The organism is Nocardioides sp. CCNWLW216, from assembly GCF_037120545.1.
In the GTDB taxonomy this organism is placed as follows: Bacteria; Actinomycetota; Actinomycetes; order Propionibacteriales; family Nocardioidaceae; genus Nocardioides; species Nocardioides lianchengensis.
Genome location: NZ_JBBBBJ010000001.1, coordinates 713,319 through 728,954 on the forward strand (window position 1 = coordinate 713,319; position 15,636 = coordinate 728,954).

The window sequence follows — 15,636 nt, forward strand, 5'->3', positions numbered from 1 at the left end:
CGCGTCCGTGAGCGGATTCCACCGCCACCTGCGCAGCCAGCGGATCATCGCGACGTTCTCGGGACTCGAGGCCGACCTGCTGCGCACGCTGGCCTCCCAGCTCGTCGAGCTGCTGCGCAACGAGGCGGCGGTGCCGAACGACGACCGCGACCCGTTCGAGGCGCTGATGGACTTCTCCGGCCCGACCACCGAGCCGGAGGACCCGGTGCTCGCGCGGCTGTTCCCGACGGCGTACCCCCACGACGAGGAGGCGGCCTCGGAGTTCCGGCGCTTCACCGAGGGCGGGCTGCGCGACGGCAAGGCGGCCGCGGCGGTGTCGATCATCGACGGGCTCGAGGAGGCCGGCCTGCCGCCGGAGCTCAGCGAGGACGGGCTGGTGATCGACGTCGAGCTGGAGGAGGCGGAGGCCGAGGCCTGGATGCGCTCCTTCACCGACCTGCGGCTCGCGCTGGCCACCCGCCTGGAGATCGAGGAGGGCGACGAGGAGTTCTGGTACTCGCTGCCCGACGACGACCCGCGCGCCCAGATCCACGACATCTACGAGTGGGTCGGGTTGCTGCAGGAGACCCTGGTCCAGGCCCTGATGGGCGACTGAGCCGACCCGTCACTCAATGTGCTGATTCTCCGGCGTGTCCGGCAGCGGCTGACGGCTCGATCAGCGGTACGACGCCGTCCGCTCAGCGAACCGTCGATCCGGGCCCGACACACCGTGGATCGCGGGCATTAAGTGACGGGTCGGCGGGGTGGTGCGGCGGGTGGTGGGGGTCCCTAGGGTGGGCGCATGCCGATCCCGCCGTTCGTCGTCGAGCTCCGCAAGCTGGTCGGCACCCACGAGCTCTGGCTCCCCGCGGTGACCGCCGTCGTCGTGCACGAGGACCGGGTGCTGCTGACGCTGCGCGCCGACAACGGCCAGTGGGCGCCGATCACCGGCATCGTCGACCCGGGGGAGGAGCCCGGCGTCGCCGCCCGGCGCGAGGCGCTGGAGGAGACCGGCGTCGAGATCTCCGTCGACCGGCTCGCCTCGGTGAGCGCCAGTCCGCAGATCACCCACGCGAACGGCGACCTCGGCGTCTACCTCGACGTCACCTTCGCCTGCTCGTGGCTCTCCGGCGAGCCGCACGCCGCGGACGACGAGAACACCGACGTGCGCTGGTGGCCGGTCGACGACCTGCCGCCGATGAGCGAGTTCCTGAGCTCTCGGATCGAGGCGGCGCTCTCGGGCGAGGTCACGCCCCGCTTCGCCGTCTGAGACCGGTGCCCGTCGGGTCGTGCGCTGCGCCTAGTCTGGAGCGGTGCTGACCCTCGACCAGGCGACCTACGACGCCATCGTCGCGCACGCCAAGCGGGACCACCCCGACGAGGCGTGCGGCATCGTCGCCGGCCCCGAGGGCAGCGACCGTCCCGAGCGGTACGTCGAGATGGTCAACGCGGCCGGCAGCCCGACGTTCTACGAGTTCGACTCCACGGACCTGTTCCAGCTCTACAAGGAGATGGACGCGAACGACGAGGAGCCGGTGGTCGTCTACCACTCCCACACCGCGACCGAGGCGTACCCGAGCCGCACGGACATCGGCCTGGCGAGCGAGCCGAACGCCCACTACGTGCTGGTCAGCACGCGTGAGCACGGGAATAACGAGGGTCCCGTGGAGTTCAGGTCCTACAGAATCGTCGACGGCGAGGTGACCGAGGAAGAGGTCACCGTCGTCCCCGAGCTCAGCGCCCGCTGAGCAGAGCTACCAAGGAGCACCAGACATGGCCATCGAGGTCCGGATCCCCACCATCCTGCGCACCTACACCGGCGGCGAGAAGGCGGTCACCGCGGACGGGGCCAGCCTCAGCGCCCTGATCGACGACCTCGAGGCCGGTCACCCCGGCATCAAGGACCGCCTCATCGACAACGGTGACCTGCGTCGGTTCGTCAACGTCTACATCAACGACGAGGACGTGCGCTTCATCGGTGGCCTCGAGGCGACGCTGAAGGACGGCGACCAGGTCGTCGTCCTGCCGGCCGTCGCCGGCGGCGCGGTCTGAGCTGATCGCGTGAGCGCCGAGCGTCGTACCTTCGTCCTCGTCGACGGCGAGAACATCGACGCGACGCTCGGCAACTCCCTGCTCGGTCGGCGGCCGACGCCGGACGAGCGGCCCCGCTGGGAGCGGGTGACGCAGTTCGCCGTCCAGGCGCTGCAGCAGCCCGTCACCGGGCTCTTCTTCCTCAACGCCTCCCACGGCAACCTCCCGCACTCGTTCGTGCAGGCCCTGCTGGCGATGGACTACCGGCCGATCCCGCTGGCCGGCTCGGCCGACGAGAAGGTCGTCGACGTCGGCATCCAGCGCACCCTGGAGGCGCTGGTCGACCACGACGACGCCGACGTGCTGCTGGCCAGCCACGACGCCGACTTCGTCAAGCAGGTCGCCGGGCTGATCGACGGCCACCGCCGGGTCGGCCTGATCGGCCTGCGCGAGTACATGAGCACCCAGCTCACCGCCCTCGGCATCCCGATGTACGACCTCGAGGACGACGTCAACGCCTTCACCCAGCCGCTCCCGCGGGTCCGGATCATCCCGCTCGCCGAGTTCGACCCCGAGCGGTTCCTGCGGTGACGGTTGCCTCTCGGGTGCGGGGGTCTCGACGGGCGCTCAGGCGCTGCGCGCCTTCGCTGCTCGACCACCGGTAGCCCGCCCACCGACGAATGGCATCCTGATACCCATGCGCTTCGACAACCTGCTCGCCTCCGTCGGCGGCACGCCGCTGGTGGGGCTGCCGCGGCTCAGCCCGAGCCCCGACGTACGCCTGTGGGCGAAGCTGGAGGACCGCAACCCGACCGGCTCGATCAAGGACCGCCCGGCCCTGAAGATGATCGAGGAGGCCGAGAAGGACGGCACCCTGCGGCCCGGGTGCACGATCCTGGAGCCGACGTCGGGCAACACCGGCATCTCGCTGGCCATGGCGGCCAAGCTGAAGGGCTACCGGATCGTCTGCGTGATGCCGGAGAACACCTCCGAGGAGCGTCGCCAGCTGCTGCGGATGTGGGGCGCCGAGATCATCTCCTCGCCCGCCGCGGGCGGGTCCAACGAGGCCGTCCGGGTCGCCAAGCGGGTCGCCGAGGAGCACCCCGACTGGGTGATGCTCTACCAGTACGGCAACGCCGCCAACGCCCTCGCCCACGAGCAGGGCACCGGCCCCGAGCTGCTCGCCGACCTCCCGTCGATCACCCACTTCGTCGCCGGCCTCGGCACCACCGGCACCCTGATGGGCGTCTCCCGGTTCTTCCGCGCGGCCAAGCCGGAGGTGCGCATCGTCGCCGCCGAGCCGCGGTACGGCGAGCTGGTCTACGGACTGCGCAACCTCGACGAGGGCTTCGTCCCCGAGCTGTACGACGCCGACCTGATCGACGCCCGCTTCTCGGTCGGACCCCGCGACGCCGTACGACGGGTGCGCGAACTGCTCGAGCTCGAGGGCATCTTCGCCGGGGTGTCGACCGGCGCGATCCTGCACGCCGCCCTGGGTCAGGCCGCCAAGGCCGTGAAGGCGGGCGAGAGCGCCGACATCGCCTTCGTGGTCTGCGACGGCGGCTGGAAGTACCTCTCCACCGGCGCCTACGAGGGCACCGTCGACGAGGCCGAGGACCGGCTCGAAGGGCAGCTGTGGGCCTGAGGGTCCTGCTGGTCGCCGTCGTCCTCGCCGTGGCGGGGGCGGTCCTCCCCGCAGCCCCTGCGGCGGCCGTCCCGGTCGCCACCGCGCCGCCCGTGGTCACCGGCGACCCGACGTACGACGAGGTCCTGGTCGCCGGGGTCGGTTCGTGGACGCCGGCGCCGACGGTGTACGCCTACCAGTGGCGGCGCGACGGGGCGCCGATCGCCGGCGCGACCGAGCGCCGCTACCGGCTCGGCCTGGACGACCTCGGCACGCGGGTCGCCGTCACGGTCACCGCGACCGACGGCTCGGGCAGCGCGGCCGCCACCTCGGCCGCGACGACGCCCGTGGCCCGGGCGACGATCCGCCATCGCACGCGGCCCGCCGTCGTCGGCACCCTCCGCTTCGGGCGCACCGTCCGGGCCGACATCGGCCGCTGGTCGGTCCGTCCGACCCGGGTGCGCTACCAGTGGCTGCGCGACGGTCGCCCGATCAGGGGCGAGACCCGGCGGCGGCACGCCGTCTCCCCGCGCGACGTCGGCCACCGGCTGCGGGTCCGCGTCACCGTCCGGGCGCCCGGGCACGACTGGGCGACGGCGACCTCCCGCGCGCGCGGCCGGGTCGCGCACCGGGTCGACCTACGCCGGACGGTGACCTACCACGTCGAGACCCGGGGCCGGATCACCGCGAGCCTGCGGACGTTCCGCCGCCTGGTCCAGCAGACGTACGACGACCCCCGCGGCTGGCGGGGCGCCGGCGTCCGGTTCCGGCGCGTCAAGGACGGCGGCCGCTTCACCGTGGTGCTCGCCGAGGCGAGCCGCGTGCCCGGCTTCTCGTCGGTCTGCAGCGTCCAGTGGAGCTGTCGGGTCGGCCGCTACGTCGTCATCAACCAGACCCGGTGGCAGCACGCCTCGCCGGCCTGGAACGACGCCCGCGGGTCGCTGCGCGACTACCGCCACATGGTCGTCAACCACGAGACCGGGCACTGGCTCGGCTTTGGCCACGCGGGCTGTCCCGGTCGCGGCCGGCCGGCCCCGGTGATGATGCAGCAGTCCAAGGGGCTCGACGGCTGCCGCTTCAACCCGTTCCCGACCGGCTCCGAGCTGGCCCGGGCCCGCTGACGTCGTGCGTGCGGTGGTCCAGCGGGTGCGCAGCGCCCGCGTGCTCGTGGCCGGCGAGGTGGTCGGGGCGATCGAGGAGCCCGGGCTGCTGGTCTACGTCGGCGTGACCCACGACGACGGGCCCGCCCAGGTGGCCTGGCTGGCCCGCAAGACCTGGGAGCTGCGGATCCTCCGCGACGAGCGGTCCGCCTCCGACGAGGGCGCCCCGGTGCTGGCGGTCAGCCAGTTCACGCTCTACGCCGACGCCCGCAAGGGCCGACGGCCCACCTGGCAGCAAGCCGCCCCGCGCCCCGTGAGCGAGCCTCTGTACGACGCCTTCTGCGCCGAGCTGACGCGCCTCGGCGCCCGGGTCGAGCAAGGGGTCTTCGGCGCCGACATGCAGGTGGAGTCGGTCAACGACGGTCCGGTCACGCTGGTGCTGGAGTCGCCTCCGGCCTGAGGGACCCGACCGCCAGCGGGAAGCGCGCCGTCACCGTGGTGCCGACCCGGGCCTCGCTGTGCATCGTCACGGTGCCGCGGTGCGCCTCGACGATCCGCTTCACCAGCCCGAGCCCGAGGCCGAGGCCCTGGACGGCACCGACCCGGGCGGCGTCGCCGCGCTGGAACCGGTCGAACGCGCGGTCCAGGTCGGCCGGCGCCATGCCGATGCCGGTGTCGGAGACGACCAGGGCGGCGGTCCGTCCGTCCTGGACGACCCGCAGCCGGACGTCGCCGCCGGGCGGGGTGAACTTGGCGGCGTTGGACAACAGTGCGTCGACCACGCGGGCCACCTGGTGGGGATCGACCGCGGCCGGCACGTCGTCGTCGAAGGAGCAGTGGAGGCGGACGCCGAGGTCGGCGCAGCGTCGCTGCCAGCGACCGGCCAGCGAGGCGACGAGGTCGCCGAGGTCGACCTCCTCCTCACGGAGCTCGGGTCGGGAGTCGGCGGTGCTCAGGAGGTGGGCGACCCGCTCGCTCAGCTCCTCGGAGTTGCGCCGGATCGCCGCCATCGAGCGACGCAGCAGGGCGTTCTCGGGCGGGGCCAGGGACTCGGCGACGTCGACGTACCCGATGATCGAGGTGAGCGGGGTGCGCAGCTCGTGGGTGACGGTGCCGAGGAACTGCTCCTGGCTGCGGCGGGCCCGGAACGAGGTCGTCAGGTCGTGGCAGACGACGACGGTGCCGAGGACGGAGCCGTCCTGGTCGTGCATCCGCCGGGCGTTCCACCCGACGGGGGTGAGGTCGTGCGCCGGTCCGAGCCACTCCAGGGTGTCGGGCACGTGCTCCTCACCCGTCGCGCGACCGAGGACCTGCCGGTCGGGAGGCACGGGGTCGACGCCGTCCTGCTGCCAGACCCGACGGCCCGGGAGATCGGGGCGGGCCAGGTCGTAGCCCCCGTTCTCACTGATCGCGCGGGCCAGCTCGTTGGCCGCCAGCAGCCGGCCGGCGGCGTCGTACACGATCACGCCGGAGCCGACGCCCTGCAGGACCGCCCGGCCGATCAGCTCGCGCCGGCGCGCGGCGCGCAGCTCGTCGTCCAGCCGGTGTCGGCGGTGGCGGAGCTCGGTGGCGGCCCGGTGCCCGAAGAACGCCAGCCCCGCGGTCTGCAGCTGCTGGAGGAGGAACCGGCCGACGTTCGCGGCGGTGCTCAAGGCCTCGGTCGAGCCCAGCACCGGCAGGGTGAAGACGACGAGGCCGCCCAGGCCGGCCACGACGATCCCGGCGCGACCGTGAGCGACCCCGAGCCACAGGGCGGGGACGACGACCAGGACGGCGAGGCCGGCCATCGTCGGCATCAGCTCGGCACGCAGCAGCGCGACCGCCAGCATGTCGAGGACGGGCACCAGCGCCGACCAGGCCTCGGGAGCGCGGAGCCGGTGCAGGCCCTCCAGGAGCACCGTGGCCAGGACGACGAGCGCCCAGCCCGCCCAGAAGGTCGGCGCGGTCCGCGCGGCGGGCACCCCCACGACGACGCAGATGGCGACGACGACGGAGCTGACGGCGAAGAAGCGCTGGGCGGACAGGCCGATCCGCACGGACTCCGGTTGCTGCTGCGTGAGCGCCATCGAGCTGGCCTTCCCGAGGAGGACTTCCGGTCCTGACCCTAGGATGTGCAGGCTCTGGGGATCAACGGGTGCGGATCACCGCACCACGAGGTCGTGGCCGTCGTCGAACTCGCTGCCGGGCACGGCCGGCAGGCCGAGCAGGCCGGTCACCACGTTGGCCAGGTCGCCGTTGCGGACCGGTTGCCGCGCCGCGCCGTACGACGGTCGTCCGGTTCCCGGGTCCTGGCGCTGCGGGTTCATCGCGTAGAGGTCGCCGGGCTCCACCCCGCGGCCCCAGACCACGAACGGGACCCGGTAGTTGGCCGGCCGCGTGCGGTCCGCGTGGTTCGCCCCGCGGCCGCCGTGGTCGGCGGTAAGCACGAGGCTGAGGGCCTCGGCGAGCTCGGGCCGGGCGTCGACCGTGCGCAGCAGTCGGCCGAGGATCCGGTCGGTGCGGGCGACCGCGTCGAGGTAGCGCCGGCCCATGAACCCGGAGGCGTGGCCGGCGACGTCGGGCAGGGCCAGGTGCAGGAAGACCAGCTCGCGGTCGCCGCGGACCAGCTCGGCCCGCGCAGCCCGGAGCAGCTTCACCGGGTCCGCGTCGATCGTGGTCCGGTCGACGGCCGCCGGCCAGGACCGGTCGAAGAGGCTGAACTTGGTCTTGCCGGCCAGCACGGCCGACTCGCCGCCGGCTCGGGCGACGACGGTGAACACCGAGGAGACCCGCTCGCCGGCCGCGCCGTGGACGGTGCGGCGGCGCAGGTCGTCGTTCCAGGTCACGCCGTGGCCACCCGTACGCCGGTCGATGCGCCGCCCCGTGACCATCGAGGTGTGGTTCGGCAGGGTGATCGTCAGCTCCCGCGACGAGCGCGCGTTGAGGGTCCCCGCCCCCTCGGCCAGCAGCCGGTGCAGCGCCGGGGTGCGCTCGGGACCGAGCCGCCGCAGCGCCGCGGGGTTCAGACCGTCGACGGAGACGGCCAGGACCCGAGCGCCGGACGCCAGCGGTGCGGCGGCCGGGGCCGGGCCGGTGTGGGCGCGGTCCGGGGCGGCGGTGGCGGGGCCGGGGACCGCCGCCCCGCCCGCGAGGGCGAGGGTGGCGGTCAGGACGAGTGCGGCGGGCGATCGCATCGACCCACCGTACGCGCGGTCCTCCGGGTCAGGACGCGATGCCGCGCAGCGCGTCGGCCAGCGGCGTGGTGGGCCGGCCGATCAGCCGGGACAGGTCGCCGCTGCGGTCCTCGAGCGCCCCGGCCGCGATGCCACGGTCGGAGTCGGCGAGCACCTGGGCGAAGCCCGCGGGCACGCCGGCGGAGGTGAGGATGCCGGCGTACTCCTCGACCGGCAGGTCGGTGTAGCCGATCTCCTGGCCGGTGGCGGAGCCCAGCGCGGCGGCGTACTCGGCCATCGTGAAGGCCTCGTCGCCGGCGAGCTCGTAGACCGCGCCCGCGTGCTCCCCGCCGGCCAGGACGGCGGCCGCCGCGGCCGCGAAGTCGGCGCGCGCGGCGGCGCTGACCCGACCCTCGCCGGCCGACCCGATGACCTGTCCGGTGGCCAGCGCAGGGGCGGTGTTCTCGGTGTAGTTCTCCAGGTACCAGCCGTTGCGCAGGAAGGTGAACGGCACGCCGCTGGCCTTGATCAGGTCCTCGGTCTCGCGGTGGTCGGCGGCCAGCAGCAGGTCGCTGGTGTCGGCCCGCAGGATGCTGGTGTAGCCGAGCAGGCCCACGTCGGCGCGCGCCGCCGCGTCCACCACGTTGCGGTGGTCGTCGACCCGGGAGCCGACGGCGTTGGAGGAGACCAGGACGGCCCGGTCCACGCCGGCGAAGGCCGCGTCGAGCGAGTCGGGGTCGGTGTAGTCGGCCCGGCGGGTCTGCACCCCGAGGTCGGCCAGGTCGGCGATCTTGTCGAGGTCGCGGGCGGTGGCCACGATCTCGCCGGCGGGGACGCCGCGCTCGAGGAGCGCGAGGACGGTGAGGCGGCCGAGGTGGCCGGAGGTGCCGGTGACGAGGACGGTCATGGTGCGTGCCTTTCGGTGGGATCAGGTGCGAACACCCGGCCCAACGGACGGCGCCGCCGGATACTTCCGAAAAGTTAGTACCCACTTTGAAGTGCGGTACTATCCCTCGGGTGAGCATCGCGTCCGCGTTCCCCGACCAGGCCTTCACCCAGGGCTGCCCGACCCGGGTCGTCCTCGACCACGTGATGAGCAAGTGGTCGCCGCTGGTGCTGGCCGCGCTCTCGGACGGCGAGCCCCTGCGGTGGAGCGAGCTGCGGCGCCGGGCCGAGGGGGTCAGCGAGAAGATGCTCGCCCAGACCCTGCGGATGCTCGAGCAGGACGGGCTGGTGCTGCGGCACGCGCGGCCCGTCGTACCCCCGCACGTGGAGTACTCCCTCACGCCGCTCGGCCAGGGGCTGGTCGAGCGGCTCGTCCCGCTGATGACCTGGATCGCCGAGCACGCCGACCAGATCCTCGAGTGACGACCGGCACGCGTGACCTAGATCGCGACGTCGTGCGCGCACACCGGCGTTCGCCTAACGTTGCTCCGTGCGCCTCACCGTCGTCGGCTGCTCCGGCTCCTATCCCGGACCGGACTCGCCCGCGAGTTGCTACCTGCTGGAGGCCGAGCATGACGGGCGCACCTGGCGGATCCTGCTCGACCTCGGCAGCGGCGCCCTCGGCGCGCTGCACCGGTACGCCGACCCGCTCTCGATCGACGCGGTGCTGCTGAGCCACCTGCACGCCGACCACTGCCTCGACCTGGCGGGCTACTACGTGCTGCGCAAGTACCACCCGTCCGGCCCGCAGCCGCGGATCCCGGTCTGGGGCCCGGTCGGCACGGCGGACCGGATGGCCCGCGCCTACGACCTGCCGCCCGAGCCCGGCATGCACGAGGAGTTCGACTTCCGCGAGTGGGACGGCCCGATCGAGATCGGCCCGTTCTCGGTGCAGCCGGTCGCGGTCGACCACCCGGTGCCGGCGTACGCGCTGCGGGTCGCGGTCGACGGCGTCGTCGTCGGCTACAGCGGCGACACCGGCCCGTGCGCGGGTCTCGACCTGGTCGCGTCCGGCGCCGACCTGATGCTCGCCGAGGCGTCCTTCCGCGAGGGCGACGACAACCCGCCGAACCTGCACCTCACCGGTGTCGACGCGGGCGACCTCGCCGCCCGCGAGGGCGTGCGTCGGCTGGTGCTGACCCACGTCCCGCCGTGGCACGACCCGCAGGTCGCGCTGGACGAGGCGCGGCGGCGCTACGACGGCCCGGCCGAGCTGGCCCGCGCGGGCGCGTCGTACGAGCTGCACGCCGCCCCGCAGACCTGAGGGCGGCCGTAGTGAGGTTAGCCTCACCCGTCGTGCCTGGTGAGACCGTCGTACCCCGCTCCACGGCCGCGCTCTACCGCCGGACGGTGCGCCGCCACCGCGGGTTGGTGAGCCGCAGCATCCTGCTGCTGTGCACCTGGCAGATCTGCGAGGCGCTGGTCCCGGTGATCATCGGCCTGGTCGTCGACGACGCCGTCGCGACCGGCGACGGGAGCCACCTGCTGTGGTGGTTCGCCGGGCTGGCCGGGCTGTTCCTGGTGCTGTCCTCGGGCTACCGCTACGGGTCGCGGGCCGGGTTCGCGACGGTGCAGCACGAGAGCCATCTGCTGCGTGGCGAGGTCGTACGACGCGTCCTCGACCCGCGCGGCACGACCCGCAAGCGGCTGCCCGGGGAGACCCTCTCGGTGGCGACCTCCGACGCCGAGCTGGCCGCCGAGGTGGTCCGGATGGCCGGCTTCGCGTGCGCGGCCGTCGGCTCGATCGCCGTCGCGGCGGTCTACCTGCTCCGCGTCGACCTGCTGCTCGGGCTCGTCGTGCTGCTGGGCGTGCCGCTGGTGCTGGGGGCCGTGCAGCTGCTGGCCCCCCGGCTGTCGCGGCACGCGGGGGAGCAGCAGAGCAGGATCGCCCGGGCCAGCGGCCTGGCCGCCGACCTGGTCGCGGGCCTGCGGGTCCTGAAGGGCGTCGGCGGCGAGGCCGCGGCCGCCCGGACCTACGACGAGGCCAGCGACCGCGCGGTCGGTGCAGGCATCCTGGCCGCCCGCTCGACCGGGCTGATGTCCGGGACGACGACCGCGCTCAGCGGCGTCTTCCTGGCCGCGGTGGCGCTGCTCGCCGGGCACCGCGCGCTCGACGGCGACATCACCATCGGCCAGTTCATCGCCGTGGTCGGCCTCGCGCAGTTCCTGGCCGAGCCGCTCAGCACCCTCGGCGAGGTCGCGGCCCACACCGCCACCTGCTGGGCCTCCGGGCGCCGGGTGGTCGAGGTGCTCGCCGAGCCGTACGCCGTCGCCGACTCCGGAGCCTCCTGCGTGCCCGCCGGCCCGCTGGAGGTGCCCGGGCTGTTGCGGGCCTCGCCCGGCGAGCTGGTCGGCGTCCTGCTGGAGGACCCCGCGGTCGGGGACCGGCTGCTCGACGAGCTGGCCGGGGTGCTGCCGGCGCCGGGGGTGCGGGTCGGCGAGGTCGAGCTCGACGCGGTCGGCCTCAACGCCCGGCGGGCCCACGTGCTGGTGGTCCGCCACCACGTCGACGTCTTCGAGGGCACCCTGCGCTCCAACGTCCTGACCCACGGCGAGCCGGACTGGCCCACGGTCCTGACCGCGTCCGCGCTGGACGACGTCGTCGACCTCGACCCCGACGGCCTGGACCGCGCCGTGGCCGCCGGCGGGACCTCGCTGTCCGGTGGCCAGCGGCAGCGGCTGGCCCTGGCCCGCGCGCTCGCCGCCCGGCCGCCGGTGCTCGTCCTGCAGGACCCGACCACCGCGGTCGACGCGGTGACCGAGCACGACATCGCCCACGGTCTGCGCGCCGCGCTGCCGGGCGAGGGCATCGCCGTGGTGCTGACCAGCAGCCCCGCGCTGCTCGCCGCCGCCGACCGGGTCGTGCACGTCGCCGCTGACGGGACGACGGTGACCGGCACGCACGCCGGCCTGCTGGCCGAGGACGCGTCGTACCGGACGGCGGTGCTGCGGTGAGCCGCGACCTGCTTCCCGTCGCCACCGCCCGCGAGTCCGCGGGCCACCTGCTGCGGCTGATGCTGCGCCGGCCGGTCGTGCTCGGGGCGGCCGTCGCCGCGTTCCTGGCCGCCTCGGCGACCGGCCTGCTCGCGCCGTACGTCCTCGGCCGGCTGGTCGACCGCCTCCTGGAGGGCGGCCCGGGCGTCGACGACGCGCTGACCACGGCGTTCTGGCTGATCGCCGGCGCCGCCGTGCTCGGCGGCCTGCTCGCCGCGGGCTCGGCCGACCTGCTGGCCCGCGCCGTCGAGCCGGCGCTGGCCACGCTGCGCCAGCAGGTGCTCGCCCGAGCGCTGACCCTCGACGCGGCGCGGGTCGAGGCCTCCGGCTCGGGCGACCTGCTCTCCCGCGTCGGTGACGACGCCCGGGTCGTCGCGCGCGCCGTGAGCCAGTTCGTGCCGATGGTCCTGGCCTCGCTGACCACCATCCTGCTGACCGTCGGCGGCCTCTTCACCCTGGACTGGCGGCTCGGGCTGGCCGGGCTGGTCACCCTGCCGTTCTACGTGCACGCCCTGCGTTGGTACCTCCCGCGCTCCGCGCCCTACTACGCCCGCGAGCGGGTCGCCACCGGCGAGCGCGCCCAAGCCCTGGTGAGCGCGCTGCGGGGGCTGCCGACGCTGCGCTCGTTCCGGATCGAGGAGCCGGCCGCGGCCGAGGTCGACGCCCGGTCCGCGGACACCGTGCGGATCTCGCTCGACGTCTTCCACCTCTACGGTCGCTTCGGCGGTCGCACCAACCGCACGGAGTGTGTCGGGCTGATCGCGATCCTCGGGGTCGGCTTCCTCGGCGTGGACAGCGGTGCGGTCAGCGTCGGCGAGGTGACCACCGCCGCGCTCTTCTTCCACCGGCTGTTCAACCCGATCGGCGTGCTCCTCTTCCTCTTCGACGACCTGCAGGTCACCGCGGCGTCCCTGACCCGGTTGGTGGGGGTCGCCGCGCTCCCCGCGCCGTCGTACGACGTGCCGGCGGAGCCGGCCGGCGGCACGCTGGTGCTGCGGGGGATCGGTCACCACTACCTGCCCGACCGCCCGGTGCTCGACGGGGTCGACCTGCTGGTCGAGCCCGGCCGGCGGGTGGCCCTGGTGGGCGCCAGCGGCGCCGGCAAGACCACCCTGGCCGCGGTCGCCGCCGGGGTGCTGCCGCCGACGAGGGGGTCGGTGCGCCTCGGGTCGGTCGACCTGGGCACCCTCGACCCGGCGCTGCTGCGGCGGCAGGTCGGCCTGGTCAGCCAGGAGGTGCACGTCTTCGCCGGCACCCTGCGCGACAACCTGCGCCTGGCCGCCGTCGACGACCCCTCCGACGAGGAGCTGCACGAGGCCCTGGTCGCCGTGGCCGCTGCGGGCTGGGTCGCGGCGCTGCCCGAGGGCCTCGACACCCTGGTCGGCGAGGACGGTCGCACCCTGACTCCCGCCCAGGCGCAGCAGCTGGCCCTGGCCCGGGTCCTCCTGGTCGATCCGGCGGTCGTCGTCCTCGACGAGGCCACCGCCGAGGCCGGCTCGCTCGGCGCCCGCGAGCTCGACACCGCCGCCGATGCCGTCACTCGCGGTCGCGCCGCCCTCGTCGTCGCCCACCGGCTCAGCCAGGCCCAGCGCTCGGACCTGGTCCTGGTCCTGGACCACGGCCGCGTCGTCGAGTCCGGCTCGCACGAGGAACTGGTCGCCGCCGGTGGACGGTACGCCGAGCTGTGGGCGGCGTGGGAGAGCCCGACGGGCTAGGCGGCACCCGGGCCGCGGGGCCCCGGGGAGCGGTGAGCTGTCCACCGTTCCGCGGCGTGGTTCGGTGGTCAGCTCATCACCGCCCCGGCGAATCTCGGCGACACGCCGTGCGGGCGGTGGGTCGGCCACCGGTCGGCCACCACTGAGGGTGGACAGCTCACCGCCGCGCCGAGCCGACTGCGGCGTCGGGGACAGGCCCTCTCAGACCAGCCCGGCGTCGTGCACGCAGATCGCGATCTGGACCCGATTGGTGACCATCAGCTTGTCGAAGAGCCGGGACACGTGCGCCTTCACCGTCGGCACCGACAGGTGCAGCTCGCCGGCGATCTCGGCGTTGCTGAGCCCCCGGCCGACCGCGAGGGCGACGTCGCGCTCGCGGTCGGTGAGCAGCGCGAGCCGACCCTCGGCCGCGGCGACCCGGCCGCTGTCGGGACCGCTGCGCAGCCGCTCGATGAGGGTGCGGGTGACCGACGGGGAGAGCATCGGGTCGCCCGCGGCGACCGCGCGGATCGCGTCGAGGATCTGGCCGGGCGGGGTGTCCTTGAGGAGGAAGCCGTCCGCGCCGGCACCCAGCGCCTCGACCACGTGGTCGTCGGCGTCGAAGGTCGTCAGCACGATCACGTGCGGGGGCTGGGATTGGAGCTGGGGGATCCGGTGCAGCTCCCGGGTCGCCGTCAGTCCGTCGAGGACGGGCATCCGGATGTCCATCAGCACCACGTCGGGGCGCAGCGACCCCGCCAGGGCCAGGCCCTCACGGCCGTTGGCCGCCTCGCCGACCACCTCGACGTCGGGCTGACCACCGAGCATCAGGCCGAGCGCGGACCGGACGAGCGGGTCGTCGTCGACGACCAGGACACGGATGCTCACGAGGCCCACGGTATCCACGCGTGCAGGACGAACGTCGACCCGTCGCGTCCGTGCGAGAGGTGGCCGCCGCGCAGCTCGGCCCGCTCGGCCAGCCCGACCAGCCCCAGCCCGGACCCCGGCGTACGGGTCGGGCCGAAGCCGACCGGGTTGCGAAGCATGATGTCGACGCCGTCGTCGGGCGAGCCGCTCACCTGGATGGTGAGCAGCGCTCCGGGAGCGTGCTTGCCGGCGTTGGTGATGCCCTCCTGGACGATCCGGTAGAGGGTCCGCCCGACCGAGTCGGGGACCTCCTCGGTGCAGGCGATCAGGTCGTCGTACTCGATCCGGGCGCCGGTCGCCCTGGCCGCCTCGATGAGCTCCGCGAGGTCGGCGTACGTCGGCTGCGGGGTGTGCAGGAGCTCACCGGTCTCGCGGTCGCGGAGCACCCCGAGCACGCCACGCAGGTCGGTCAGCGCCTCGTTGGCCGTCTGCTGGATGACGCCGGCGCTGGCGCGCATCTCCGCCGGGCCGAGGTCCTCGCGGAAGGCCAGGGCACCGGCGTGCATCGAGATCTGGGAGATCCGGTGGGCCAGCACGTCGTGCATCTCGCGGGCGATCCGGGCCCGCTCGCTGTCCCGGGCGTGCGTGGAGCGCAGCTCCTGCTCGGCCTCCGCGCGCTCGGCGCGGTTGCGCAGGGTCCAGATCAGCTCACGGCGCGAGCCGAGGTACATGCCCCAGGCGGTGACGGCGGCGATGAAGACCAGGTTCGTCGACGCCGTGAGCCACCACGGCTCGCTGCCCTCCGGAGGGTTGATGACCGCGAACACCTGCGCGGACACGAACGAGGCGACCGCGAGCGGGATGATGTGGCGCCAGACCCGTCGGGTCGACAGCGACACCAGCGCGAGCGAGGCGGGTCCGGCGGCGATGGCGGAGAAGGTGCCGAGCAGGTTGGTCCCGAAGGCGACGGCGACGGGCCAGCGGCGCCGGAAGAACACCAGCACGTACGACGCGATCCCCAGGGCCACGTCGACGGCCCAGAGCGCCTCGGACTGGTCGTCCAGGACCGTGGCCCAGATGAGGGCGCTGATGGCCAGCATCGCGACCAGCCGCCAGGTGTGCCCCCACGGCGACAGCGGCGGCTGGTACTCCTCAGGGGTCGGCCGGTCCACCGGCTCAGGCTAGGCCCCGGGCTCTCGCGGGCGCAGTCGCCCGCGGTCGTCGTACGCCCCCTCCCTAGGTAGGGGGTC

The 15,636-nt window shown here is 74.2% G+C and carries 17 protein-coding genes; 12 read left to right on the plus strand and 5 right to left on the minus strand.

The features are described from left to right. The first annotated feature begins 7 nt into the window (after positions 1 to 7). The 8 genes from V7S47_RS03375 to dtd all read left to right on the plus strand — a co-directional run bounded on the left by V7S47_RS03375 (position 8) and on the right by dtd (position 5,194). A complete protein-coding gene (locus V7S47_RS03375; protein WP_336560253.1) occupies positions 8 to 595 on the plus strand; it encodes a DUF2017 domain-containing protein in 588 nt (195 codons plus the stop codon). A 186-nt stretch (positions 596 to 781) separates the two neighbouring features. Further along, positions 782 to 1,249, plus strand: a complete 468-nt coding sequence (locus V7S47_RS03380) for an NUDIX hydrolase (protein WP_336560254.1) — start codon at positions 782 to 784, stop codon at positions 1,247 to 1,249. A gap of 43 nt (positions 1,250 to 1,292) precedes the next feature. Next, positions 1,293 to 1,727, plus strand: coding sequence for a M67 family metallopeptidase (locus V7S47_RS03385; protein WP_336560255.1), 435 nt, complete (start codon positions 1,293 to 1,295; stop codon positions 1,725 to 1,727). Positions 1,728 to 1,752: 25 nt separating this feature from the next. Further along, complete coding sequence (locus tag V7S47_RS03390; RefSeq protein ID WP_090850404.1) at positions 1,753 to 2,031, plus strand: MoaD/ThiS family protein; 279 nt, start codon at positions 1,753 to 1,755, stop codon at positions 2,029 to 2,031. Between the two features lie 9 nt (positions 2,032 to 2,040). Next, the gene (locus tag V7S47_RS03395; RefSeq protein WP_336560256.1) at positions 2,041 to 2,601 is read left to right on the plus strand and encodes an NYN domain-containing protein; all 561 of its coding nucleotides are present in this window, start codon (positions 2,041 to 2,043) and stop codon (positions 2,599 to 2,601) included. A gap of 106 nt (positions 2,602 to 2,707) precedes the next feature. Beyond that, positions 2,708 to 3,655, plus strand: coding sequence for a PLP-dependent cysteine synthase family protein (locus V7S47_RS03400; protein WP_336560257.1), 948 nt, complete (start codon positions 2,708 to 2,710; stop codon positions 3,653 to 3,655). Further along, on the plus strand, positions 3,646 to 4,755 hold the full coding sequence (locus V7S47_RS03405) for a DUF3152 domain-containing protein (RefSeq protein ID WP_336560258.1): 1,110 nt from the start codon (positions 3,646 to 3,648) through the stop codon (positions 4,753 to 4,755). Before V7S47_RS03400 ends, V7S47_RS03405 begins: the two co-directional genes overlap by 10 nt. A 4-nt stretch (positions 4,756 to 4,759) precedes the next feature. Beyond that, positions 4,760 to 5,194: a D-aminoacyl-tRNA deacylase gene (gene dtd / locus V7S47_RS03410; protein WP_336560259.1), complete on the plus strand. Its 435-nt coding sequence runs from the start codon at positions 4,760 to 4,762 to the stop codon at positions 5,192 to 5,194. Here dtd and V7S47_RS03415 read toward each other — a convergent pair. The 3 genes from V7S47_RS03415 to V7S47_RS03425 form a co-directional block, all read right to left on the minus strand. Next, positions 5,163 to 6,800, minus strand: coding sequence for a sensor histidine kinase (locus V7S47_RS03415; RefSeq protein ID WP_336560260.1), 1,638 nt, complete (start codon positions 6,798 to 6,800; stop codon positions 5,163 to 5,165). The genes dtd and V7S47_RS03415 overlap by 32 nt on opposite strands. Positions 6,801 to 6,875: 75 nt before the next feature. Continuing rightward, entirely contained in the window at positions 6,876 to 7,907 is a 1,032-nt protein-coding gene (locus tag V7S47_RS03420; RefSeq protein ID WP_336560261.1) for an alkaline phosphatase family protein, read from the minus strand. Positions 7,908 to 7,935: 28 nt separating this feature from the next. Continuing rightward, positions 7,936 to 8,793 carry an SDR family oxidoreductase gene (locus tag V7S47_RS03425; RefSeq protein WP_336560262.1) on the minus strand — a complete coding sequence of 286 codons (858 nt, stop codon included), beginning with the start codon at positions 8,791 to 8,793 and terminating at the stop codon, positions 7,936 to 7,938. A gap of 110 nt (positions 8,794 to 8,903) precedes the next feature. On the opposite strand from V7S47_RS03425, the gene V7S47_RS03430 reads away from it, so the two are divergent. The 4 genes from V7S47_RS03430 to V7S47_RS03445 all read left to right on the plus strand — a co-directional run bounded on the left by V7S47_RS03430 (position 8,904) and on the right by V7S47_RS03445 (position 13,540). Then, positions 8,904 to 9,254 carry a winged helix-turn-helix transcriptional regulator gene (locus tag V7S47_RS03430; protein ID WP_244509215.1) on the plus strand — a complete coding sequence of 117 codons (351 nt, stop codon included), beginning with the start codon at positions 8,904 to 8,906 and terminating at the stop codon, positions 9,252 to 9,254. Between the two features lie 67 nt (positions 9,255 to 9,321). Beyond that, entirely contained in the window at positions 9,322 to 10,095 is a 774-nt protein-coding gene (locus tag V7S47_RS03435; protein ID WP_336560263.1) for an MBL fold metallo-hydrolase, read from the plus strand. A 32-nt stretch (positions 10,096 to 10,127) separates the two neighbouring features. Then, entirely contained in the window at positions 10,128 to 11,786 is a 1,659-nt protein-coding gene (locus V7S47_RS03440; RefSeq protein ID WP_336560264.1) for an ABC transporter ATP-binding protein, read from the plus strand. Further along, positions 11,783 to 13,540: an ABC transporter ATP-binding protein gene (locus tag V7S47_RS03445; RefSeq protein ID WP_336560265.1), complete on the plus strand. Its 1,758-nt coding sequence runs from the start codon at positions 11,783 to 11,785 to the stop codon at positions 13,538 to 13,540. Before V7S47_RS03440 ends, V7S47_RS03445 begins: the two co-directional genes overlap by 4 nt. A 201-nt stretch (positions 13,541 to 13,741) precedes the next feature. On the opposite strand, the gene V7S47_RS03450 is transcribed toward V7S47_RS03445, so the two are convergent. Both V7S47_RS03450 and V7S47_RS03455 read right to left on the minus strand, forming a co-directional pair. After that, complete coding sequence (locus V7S47_RS03450) at positions 13,742 to 14,407, minus strand: response regulator transcription factor (protein ID WP_336560266.1); 666 nt, start codon at positions 14,405 to 14,407, stop codon at positions 13,742 to 13,744. Then, positions 14,404 to 15,558: a sensor histidine kinase gene (locus tag V7S47_RS03455; RefSeq protein ID WP_336560267.1), complete on the minus strand. Its 1,155-nt coding sequence runs from the start codon at positions 15,556 to 15,558 to the stop codon at positions 14,404 to 14,406. The genes V7S47_RS03450 and V7S47_RS03455 overlap by 4 nt, the downstream gene beginning before the upstream one ends. Positions 15,559 to 15,636: the final 78 nt, after the last annotated feature.

Bases quoted from the DNA above. Each gene is read 5' to 3' on its own strand.
- V7S47_RS03380 (WP_336560254.1), top strand. From the start codon at position 782: ATGCCGATCCCGCCGTTCGTCGTCGAGCTCCGCAAGCTGGTCGGCACC.
- V7S47_RS03425 (WP_336560262.1), bottom strand. From the start codon at position 8,793: ATGACCGTCCTCGTCACCGGCACCTCCGGCCACCTCGGCCGCCTCACC.
- V7S47_RS03420 (WP_336560261.1), bottom strand. From the start codon at position 7,907: ATGCGATCGCCCGCCGCACTCGTCCTGACCGCCACCCTCGCCCTCGCG.
- V7S47_RS03390 (WP_090850404.1), top strand. From the start codon at position 1,753: ATGGCCATCGAGGTCCGGATCCCCACCATCCTGCGCACCTACACCGGC.
- V7S47_RS03400 (WP_336560257.1), top strand. From the start codon at position 2,708: ATGCGCTTCGACAACCTGCTCGCCTCCGTCGGCGGCACGCCGCTGGTG.
- V7S47_RS03415 (WP_336560260.1), bottom strand. From the start codon at position 6,800: ATGGCGCTCACGCAGCAGCAACCGGAGTCCGTGCGGATCGGCCTGTCC.